We start from the raw sequence: 9,165 nt of genomic DNA, 5'->3' as shown, positions 1-9,165 counted from the left end.
CATGGGCGCGCGAGGCCGCCGCTCGGCGGCCTCGCGCGCCCATGTCGTCCCGTACCCGTCCGCCGCCCCGCCGCCGCGCCTGCGCAGCGCCGACCGCAGCCCCGGCGCCGCCACCAGCGCGATCAGCGTCATGGACAGCAGCATCGCCAGCCCGGCGCCGGAGATCCCGGCGGGCCCGAGCAGCAGGACCGCGCTGCCGAGGACCGACACGCACATGGCGCCCTGGAGGGCGGCGAGCATGCCCGTACGCCCCTGGACCCGCAGCACCCCGATGTACAGCTCCACGACCACGCGCGGCAGCGCGGCGGCGGCCAGCAGGCGCAGCACCGTCGAGCCGTGCTCGGCGTAGTCGGCGCCGAAGGGGGCGAGGACCTGGGGGGCGAACACCACCAGCACCAGCACCACGGGCATCAGCAGCACCGCCATCCGGCGCAGCGCCCCCCGTACGCCTTCGGCCAGCCGCTCGGGGGAGTGCGAGGCGTGCGCGGTCAGGGAGGAGGCCATGTTGATGGCCATGAACTCCATCGTCCCGCCGACGGTGTAGGCGGTGTAGAAGAACGCGTTGTGCGCCGCGTCGAAGCGGACCGCGACCATCACCGGCAGCAGATTGATCATCGCCAGGCTGAACAGCGCGCCGACCGAGTCACCGGCCAGGAAGCGTCCGATCTCGGCGGTACGCGGCGGCTCGCGGTCCCGGTCGGCGGCGGCCTGCCGGGGGATGAGCCGGCGGAACACCAGCCAGCCCAGCGGCAGTACGGACAGTGTGATGGCCGCCGCCCAGGACACGAAGACGCCGAGTACCGGCAGCGCGGTGGCGAACGCGACGAGCAGCAGCAGCTTGCCGAGGGAGAAGACGGCGTTGCCGACCGGCACCCATAAGGCTTGGCGGAGCCCGGTCAGCACCCCGTCCTGGAGAGTGAGCAGCGCCCACGCGACGCAGGCGCCGGTGAAGAGGAGCCCGGCGGTGACGCCGTCGAGCGGCGCGTACGAGGGGCCCCACAGGTCGAGCGTCAGCAGGAAGACCACACAGGCGACGCACACGACGGCCGAACTGACCGCGTACGCGCGCCACACGAGCGCCCCGGTCGCCCGCCCGGCGCGTGGCACATAGCGCACCACAGCGCCGATCATGGTGGTCGCGGTGAGGGACGCCAGCAGCCGCATCGCGGCGATGGCGGCGGAGCCCTGGCCGACGGCCTCCTCGGTGTAGTAGCGGGCGGCGACCAGCCAGAAGCCGAGTCCGAGGGCGGCGGAGACGCCGGTGGAGAGCATCAGCGCGTACGCGTTGCGGAACATCGACTCGCTGCTGTCGCCGCTGTCCGGCCCCTTCCTCGTGGCCGTACGCCGCGCGGTGTCAGTCACCACCGTGCCCCGGCGGCAGGGCGGGCTCGGCCCCCGACTCGTCCAGTACGGCGATGACTTGGCGCGCCCGTAACGGGTCGGCGGGCAGCGCGTGCCGCGCGAACCAGGCGGCCGGCCCGGGGCGCGGCGAGGCGTCGGTGAAGAGATCGCCCGCGTACACGTCGAGCGGCGGGTCGTACAGATAACCGGTGGTGATGCGGTGCCTGGCGAGCGCGGCGACGGCGGCGTCCCGGTCGGCGACCAGCAACGGGACCCGGAACAGCGGCCGGCCCTGGGACGAGGGTGCCGCCCACCGGGTCGCCAACAGCCGCTCCGTGCCCGCCCGGTGGGCGGCGAGCAGCGGATCGAGCCCGGACAGCAGCCGTTCGGTACGTCGCAGCCGCGCGCGGCCGGGCGTGAGGCGGTACCGGTGCATGTCGACCCGCACCCACGAGTCGAAGCCGCCGAGCCCCGGCCCGCCGGCCAGGGCCTCCTTCAACTCGCCCGGCCGTAACTCCATCCGGATACCGGGGCGTTCCTCGGCGCCGACCGCGCGCAGCAGCCCGCGCGCCGCCCGCGCCAGCCGCAGTCCGCGCACCCCGGCCTCCGCGTACGGCCGCAGGGCGTAGGCGAGTTCGGCGGTGAGCCTGGCCGGTGCGAGGAGCGCGTCGCGGGCCGCCGTCAGCTCCGGCACGAGCGCCGGGTCGGCCACGGCGACGAACCCGCCGGTCTTGGCGCCGACATGCTTGGAGAGGCTGAAGACGGCCGCGTCCCCGAAGGTCCCGACGGCCCGGCCCGCCACCGTGCCGCCGATGGCGTGGGCGGCGTCCTCGATCAGCGGAATCCCCAACGCGTCGCAGCGGGCGCGCAGTTCGGGCGCCGGGTCGGGATTCCCGTACAGATTCGTGGTCAGTACGGCGGACAGCCCGCGCCAGTGGGACTCGGGCAGGGCCGCCGGGTCGATCGAGCCGTCCGAGGCGTTCAACGGCGCCTGGACGGGACGCAGTCCGGCCGCCAGCACCACGAACATGATCACGTCGTCGTTGACCGGGGACATCAACACCCGGCCGCCCGGCGGGCACCAGTGGCGCAGTGCGACGTAGAGCCCGAGCCGGCACGACGGCACGTACAGACACTCCCGGCCGAGACGCCGCCGCATGAGCGATTCCAGCGCGGCGTACGACGTCGGGCAGCCCGCCCCCGGAGCCTCCCGCACAGCCATACCGTTCCCCCCTGCCCGGATCAATGTGGCCTTTGTGGACGCTCCCGTCAATACGGTCCCGGGTCGGGCGGACACGTCGGGCGGACACGTCGGGCGGCGCGTCGGATCACCGTGCCAGGGCGGTCCGTTGAGCCGGGGTGAGCCGCTGCGGCTCGGCGTGCCGCAGGGCTTCGGTGACGCGCTCGACCGGCCAGCCGAGCCCGGCGGCCAGTCGCCCGGCATCGGCCGGCGCCCCCGCGTGCATCAGCGCGGCGAGCAGCGTCAGCGCGTCCTCGACACCGGCGGGACCGCTCGCCATGTCGGCGCTGAGGGTGGCGAAGAAGTCGCCCATGCGGTCGAGCCTGACCCCGGCCGGGGTGTCGGCGCCGACGACGGCGACCCCCCGCCGGGCGGTGTCCGCCCAGTTCGCGGTGGAACGCGTGTCGCGGGTCCAGGCCCGCAGCCAGACGTCGTCGTCCACGACGTACCGCTCGCGCCGCCGCCGGGGGTCGCGCTCACGCCGGACCACGTCCAGCTCTTCGAGGTAGCCGACGGCCTTGGAGACCGAGGCGGGGCTGACCCGCAACTGCCCGACCAGGTCGGCGGCGGTGAGGCTGCCGGAGTCGGTGAGGAACAGCCGGACCAGCACGCGGGACGCCATACGGGGGAGTCCGGTCGCCACCAGCATCGTGACGAACTGCTCGCCGAAGTCCCTGAGTTCGTCGCGGAGTTCGTCCCGGTCGGCCGCCTCCTGCGGTCGCGCCGCCAGCGGCGCGGGCCCGCGCCGCCGGGCCCTGCGCTCGGTGGCCCGCAGCGCGCGATCGGCCCGGTAGCCGTCGGCGCCGCCGTTGCGGGCCACCTCCCGGCTGACGGTCGAGGTGGGCCTGCCGAGGCGTCTGGCGATCTCCGCGTACCCCAGCCCCTCGGCCAGCCCCGCGCCGATGTCCCGGCGCTCGTCGTGCGACAGCCTGCCTCCCGGCATCGGCGTCCGCCTCCTGGCAACTCGTCGGTGAATGCTCGGTCCAGTATGCGTTCAGCGGCATCTCATTGCAACGCACTGTCTTGTGATTCTCGTTGCATTCACCGTCATGACCATTGCAATTGCGTTTGACGATACATGAAACGCAACGTAGCTTTCGCGATTGTTGAACAACCGAGGGGAAGGGAGATCCGAGGTGACGACCAGCGACAGAGTCGTGCTCGACGTCGAGGGACTGCGTATGCGGTACGGCGCGAACGACGTCCTGCGCGATGTGCGGTTCCAGGCCCGCCACGGTGAGGTGCTGGCCCTGCTGGGGCCGAACGGGGCGGGCAAGACCACCACCATCGAGATCCTGGAGGGCTTCCGGATGCGGTCGGCGGGCCGCGTCGACGTACTCGGCGCCGACCCGGCGCACGGCGACGAACGCTGGCGGGCCAGGATCGGCGTGGTCCTCCAGTCCTGGCGCGACCACGGCAACTGGCGGGTACGCGAACTGCTCGCCCACCTCGGCTCCTACTACGCCCCCTACGCGACCGGCCACGTCCAACGCCCCTGGAACGCCGACGAGTTGGTCGAGGCGGTCGGCCTCACCGCGCACGCGGCCAAGAAGATCAAGACACTCTCCGGCGGCCAGCGGCGCAGGCTCGACGTGGCGATCGGCATCGTCGGCCGCCCCGAACTCCTCTTCCTGGACGAGCCGACCGCCGGTTTCGACCCGCGCGCCCGCCACGAGTTCCACGACCTCGTCCACCGCCTGGCCCGCGACCACGCGACCACGGTCCTGCTCACCACCCACGACCTGGCCGAGGCCGGAAAGCTCGCCGACCGCATCGTGGTCCTCGCCGGCGGCCGGATCATCGCCGACGGCACCGAGGACGAACTGGCCCGCCAGGTGGCCGGCGAGGACGAGGTCCGCTGGACGCTCGACGGGAGCCACCACACCCGTACCACCCCGGACTCGACCGGCTTCGTACGCGAACTCTTCGCCCGGCACGGCACCGCGATAGGCCAACTGGAAGTCCGCCGGGCCTCGTTGGAGGACACCTACCTGGCACTCGTACGCGAGGAAGAGACGGCGACCCGGTGAACACGACCACGAACCCCACGACCACGAACTCCACGGCCACGGCCGTACGGATCGGCTGCTCACGCGGCCTGATCGAACTGCGTCAGTCCTTCACCAACGGCGGAGAACTGCTGTCCCACTTCCTGTGGCCCACCCTGATGCTGACGGTGATGTACTTCCTGCGCGACTCGGCCCTCGGCTCCGGCGAACTCATGCTCGGCACCCTGGCCCTGCCCGGCATCCTCGGCATGAACGCAGCGATGGGCATGGTCAGCATGAGCCAGATACTCACCGCCGAACGCGAGGACGGCACCCTGCTGCGTGCCAAGGCGACCCCCGACGGCATGCCCGCCTATCTCATCGGCAAGGTCGTCTCGGTCGGCGGCGGTGTGCTCGCCGACCTCGCGATCCTGCTGATCCCCGCCCTGCTGATCATCGACGGCCTCAGCGCCGGCGGCCCCGGCTCCTGGCTCACCGTGGTCTGGGTGCTGCTCCTCGGCATGGCGGCGACCCTCCCCGTCGGCGCCATCCTGGGCTCGGTGTTCACCACCGCCCGCGGCCAGGGCCTCATCCAGCTCCCGATGCTGGCCATGATCGCCATCTCCGGCATCTTCTACCCGCTCACCTCGCTGCCGGAGTGGGTGCAGTGGCTCGGCCAGGCGACCCCCGTCTACTGGCTCGGCCTGGGCATGCGCTCCGCCCTTCTCCCGGACGCCGCACTCACTGTCGAGATCGGCGAATCCTGGCGCCACTGGGAGACCGCCGGGGTACTCGGCCTCTGGGCGGTCCTCGGCCTGGCGCTCGCCCCCCTCGTACTGCGCCGCATGGCCCGCCGCGAGTCGGGTTCGAGCATGTCGGAGCGGCGCGAGAAGGCCCTGCGCCGCGTCGGCTGAGCACCCACCGGCGGCGCGGTCGCCGCCCCCGTACCGACGAAGGCCCGGTGTCCGTCAGAGACGGCCACCGGGCCACATACCGAACGCGCCTTCAAAGGAGCCGTCGTCACTCCTCCAGCGTCAGACCCTTCCGCAGTCTGACGAGCGTGCGTGACAGCAGCCGGGACACGTGCATCTGCGAGATGCCGAGTTCCTCCCCGATCTCCGACTGCGTCATGTTGGCGACGAACCGCAGCGACAGGATCGTGCGGTCGCGCGCCGGGAGTCCCGCGATCAGCGGCTTCAACGACTCGACGTATTCGATGCCTTCGAGCCCGTGGTCCTCGTAGCCGATGCGGTCGGACAGCGCGCCCTCGGTGTCGTCCTCCTCGGGCTGCGCGTCCAGCGAACTCGCCGTGTACGCGTTGCTCGCCGCCATTCCCTCGACGACCTCGTCGTTGGTGAGGCCGAGCCGCTCGGCGAGTTCGGCGACCGTCGGCGCGCGGTCCAGCTGCTGGGACAACTCGTCGCCGGCCTTGGCCAGTTCGAGACGGAGCTCCTGAAGCCTTCGCGGCACCCGCACCGACCACGACGTGTCGCGGAAGAAGCGCTTGATCTCGCCGACGATCGTCGGCATCGCGAAGGTGGGGAACTCGACGCCCCTGCTGAGCTCGAAGCGGTCGATCGCCTTGATCAGACCGATCGTGCCGACCTGGATGATGTCCTCCATCGGCTCACTGCGGGAGCGGAACCGGGAGGCGGCGAACTTGACCAGGGCGAGATTCAGCTCGACCAGGGTGTTCCGTACGTAAGCGTGCTCGTGCGTGCCTTCTTCGAGGCCGTCGAGGCGCCCGAAGAGGGTCTTCGACAGAGACCGGGCGTCCAGCGCGCCTACCTCGTCGAAGGGCGGGATCTCCGGCATGTCATCGAGGCCCGGGAAACCGGCCGCGTACGTGGCGCCGGTCTCGTCAGGTTGGGACGGGATTGTCGACGCCGCGTCGTGGGTACGCGGTCCGTCGAGCCGGGGTGACATGGTCTCCTCCATACGTTCTCGGCATATGGCTGCCGATGCCAATACGCGCTGCTGCGGTTTGCGGCGCCTCCATGGCCGGTCGTTTTCGGTCGGGTTGGTTGTGTCTTTACTAGCCCTATCGGTTCACCGTGGACACGTGCAAGTGTCATTTCGTACATATGTCCGCATTGCGTGGGAGATTGGCTACCGGAGAGCGCATGAAAGGCGTAATGTTTCGACCGACGTCAACGGTGGGTGACGCACCGAGTGACGCGACGAGGAACGCCGCCGCGGGCATGATCACAGCGCCCCGGACAGCGGGTTCCGAATCATCTGATGACGGCGCACGACACGGCAGAAGAGGGACGGACGGGCATGGACCGCCAGACGGTCGGCAGCGCGAACCGGGGCCGGCTTCGGGTCGAGGTTCGGACCGAGGGCCGGAGCGAGGTCGTGACAGCGGCGGGTGAGTTGGATCACCACACCGCCGAACTGTTGCGCACACCACTGGAAGAAGCGGTCGACCAGGGGCGGGTACGCCTCGTGGTCGACTGCTCGCAGCTCGAGTTCTGCGACTCGACCGGACTGAACGTGCTGCTCGGGGCCCGGCTGAAAGCCGAAGCGGCAGGTGGCGCGGTCCATCTGGCCGCGATGCTGCCGGTGGTCGCCAGGGTTTTCGAGATCACGGGCGCGGACGCGGTCTTCACCGTGCACGAATCGCTGGAAGAGGCTCTTGCCGAGTGACCCGGGGGGCCGTACAAAGGCTCCGCGGCAGCAAGATGTTGCAAGTGTCACGTCACCCGCGTAGGTCTTGTGGGTGTTGTCACGATTACGCCGGGCAGAAGAGACAGCGGGCCGTTCGGGACGGACCGGGCACTGTCTGTATCGGCGCGGTAGCGACGAAGTAACGACGTACGACGTATGACATATCGACCCTACGGCGAACCGGTGAATCGGTGAGGTGAAGCGCTGATGAGCACCACCCGGCAGTTTCCGCCGGGCGAATTCGGCTCCGAGCCGGACGGCGCGGGTACCACCCACGCCGGGCCCGAAAGCCGGGTACGCACCCTGGCGTTGGGCAGCGCCAGCGGCATCGTCCCGATGGCACGCGACTTCACCCGTCAGGCGCTCTACGACTGGGGCTGGCTGCCGGCCGAGAGCGCGGACCGCCGCGCCGCCGCCGAGGACGTACTGCTCGTCGTCTCCGAACTGGTCACCAACGCCTGCCTGCACGCCGAGGGCCCCGAACAGCTGCGCGTCTCCTCCGACACCAAGGCGCTGCGCCTCGAAGTCACCGACCGGGGCACCGGCCAGCCCGCGCCCCGCACCCCGCACCGGGCCGGCCGGCCCGGCGGGCACGGCATGTTCATCGTGCAGCGGCTCTGCCTGGACTGGGGCGTGTCCCGTACGCCGGGAGCCCCCGGCAAGACGGTCTGGGCGGTCCTGGCGGCCCCGGCCTAGCCGGCGCGGCGGCGCGGGCCCCAGTCGGGGCCCGTCGCCTTCCCGACGTCGGTCGGCACGTCAGCGCACGTCGCCCATCAGGGCCCGCACCTTCTTGCGGTACATGAACACCGCGAAGCCCGCCAGCGTGGCCAGTGCCGCCTCCAGGGCGACCACCCCCGTACGGCTCAGATCGACACCCGCGATCGAGAGCATCCCCGTCACCGAGTCGCCCGCCGTGACCGCGAGGAACCAGACACCCATCATCTGGCTGGCGTACTTCTCCGGCGCCATCTTCGTCGTCACCGACAGGCCGACCGGCGAGACGCACAGCTCGCCGACGGTCTGGATCAGATAGATGCCGACCAGCCACACCGGACTGACCAGGGTGCCGTCCGCCGCCAGGACCAGCGGGATCAGGAAGAAGAAGAACGAGACGCCGACGAAGGCCAGACCGGCGGCGAACTTCACCACCGTGCTCGGCTCCTTGCCCCGCCGGTTCAGCCAGAGCCAGAGCCAGGCGATCACCGGGGCCAGCGCCATGATGAACACCGGGTTCAGCGACTGGTACCAGGACGTCGGGAAGCCGATGCCGAAGACATGGTCGGCGGCCTTCGTCGTACCGAACGCCTGAATGGTCGACCCGCCCTGGTCGTAGATCATCCAGAAGACCGCTGCCGCGACGAAGAACCAGATGTACCCGGACATCTTCGTCTGCTCGGCCGCCGACAGATCCTTGTCGCGCTTTATCCGGATCAGCACCCCGGCGGGGATGGCGATGCCCGCGAGCGTCAGCGGCACCATCGCCCAGTTCAGGGTGAAGTGGCCGGTGAAGACGACGATTCCGTAGAAGGCGGAGCCGATCAGCAGCCAGGTCAGCCCCTTCGTCAGCCAGTTCGCCCGCTCCTCGCGCGACAGCGGCGTCGGGACGCGACTGCTCTGCGGGGCCAGGTGCTTCGTACCGAGCAGGAACACGATCAGACCGATGCCCATGCCGACGGCGGCGAGCGCGAAGCCGAGGTGCCAGCTGTACTTCTCACCGACGGTGCCGATGATCAGCGGCGCGAAGAAGGCACCGATGTTGATGCCCATGTAGAAGATGGTGAACCCGCCGTCGCGGCGCGGGTCGTTGGGGCCGTCGTAGAGGTGGCCGACCATCGTGGAGATGTTGGACTTCAGCAGCCCCGAGCCGAGCGCCACCAGCGCCAGACCGGCGAAGAAGCTGCCCGCGCCCGGCAGGGCGAGCGTCAG

The 9,165-nt window shown here is 70.7% G+C and carries 8 protein-coding genes and 1 pseudogene; 4 read left to right on the top strand and 5 right to left on the bottom strand.

Annotation, left to right across the window (positions count from 1 at the left end):
- The 3 genes and pseudogenes from BHU15_RS28950 to BHU15_RS41635 all read right to left on the bottom strand — a co-directional run.
- Window positions 1–1,362: pseudogene (locus BHU15_RS28950) on the bottom strand (lipopolysaccharide biosynthesis protein); the annotation flags it as partial.
- Window positions 1,355–2,500 (bottom strand): DegT/DnrJ/EryC1/StrS family aminotransferase, encoded by a 1,146-nt coding sequence (locus tag BHU15_RS28945; RefSeq protein WP_069629872.1) that lies wholly within the window; start codon window positions 2,498–2,500, stop codon window positions 1,355–1,357. The gene BHU15_RS28945 and the pseudogene BHU15_RS28950, both read right to left, overlap by 8 nt.
- A 169-nt stretch (window positions 2,501–2,669) precedes the next feature.
- The gene (locus BHU15_RS41635; RefSeq protein WP_069629871.1) at window positions 2,670–3,524 is read right to left on the bottom strand and encodes a GbsR/MarR family transcriptional regulator; all 855 of its coding nucleotides are present in this window, start codon (window positions 3,522–3,524) and stop codon (window positions 2,670–2,672) included.
- A gap of 238 nt (window positions 3,525–3,762) precedes the next feature.
- Between BHU15_RS41635 and BHU15_RS28935 the strand changes: the two genes are divergently transcribed.
- Both BHU15_RS28935 and BHU15_RS28930 read left to right on the top strand, forming a co-directional pair.
- Complete coding sequence (locus BHU15_RS28935; RefSeq protein WP_107422951.1) at window positions 3,763–4,611, top strand: ABC transporter ATP-binding protein; 849 nt, start codon at window positions 3,763–3,765, stop codon at window positions 4,609–4,611.
- Window positions 4,608–5,483: an ABC transporter permease gene (locus BHU15_RS28930; RefSeq protein ID WP_069629869.1), complete on the top strand. Its 876-nt coding sequence runs from the start codon at window positions 4,608–4,610 to the stop codon at window positions 5,481–5,483. Before BHU15_RS28935 ends, BHU15_RS28930 begins: the two co-directional genes overlap by 4 nt.
- Before the next feature lie 106 nt (window positions 5,484–5,589).
- Here BHU15_RS28930 and BHU15_RS28925 read toward each other — a convergent pair whose 3' ends face one another.
- Window positions 5,590–6,495, bottom strand: coding sequence for an RNA polymerase sigma factor SigF (locus tag BHU15_RS28925; RefSeq protein ID WP_247748468.1), 906 nt, complete (start codon window positions 6,493–6,495; stop codon window positions 5,590–5,592).
- A 354-nt stretch (window positions 6,496–6,849) separates the two neighbouring features.
- Between BHU15_RS28925 and BHU15_RS28920 the strand changes: the two genes are divergently transcribed.
- Complete coding sequence (locus tag BHU15_RS28920; RefSeq protein WP_031231376.1) at window positions 6,850–7,218, top strand: STAS domain-containing protein; 369 nt, start codon at window positions 6,850–6,852, stop codon at window positions 7,216–7,218.
- A 228-nt stretch (window positions 7,219–7,446) separates the two neighbouring features.
- Complete coding sequence (locus BHU15_RS28915) at window positions 7,447–7,935, top strand: ATP-binding protein (RefSeq protein WP_069629867.1); 489 nt, start codon at window positions 7,447–7,449, stop codon at window positions 7,933–7,935.
- A 60-nt stretch (window positions 7,936–7,995) separates the two neighbouring features.
- On the opposite strand, the gene BHU15_RS28910 is transcribed toward BHU15_RS28915, so the two are convergent.
- Window positions 7,996–9,165, bottom strand: a 1,170-nt coding sequence (locus tag BHU15_RS28910) for a peptide MFS transporter (protein ID WP_069629866.1), incomplete at its 5' end; no start/stop codon positions are given.

The sequence above is a fragment of the Streptomyces niveus genome (assembly GCF_001723055.1).
In the GTDB taxonomy this organism is placed as follows: Bacteria; Actinomycetota; Actinomycetes; order Streptomycetales; family Streptomycetaceae; genus Streptomyces; species Streptomyces niveus.
This window is presented reverse-complemented; position numbering and strand designations above follow the sequence as displayed.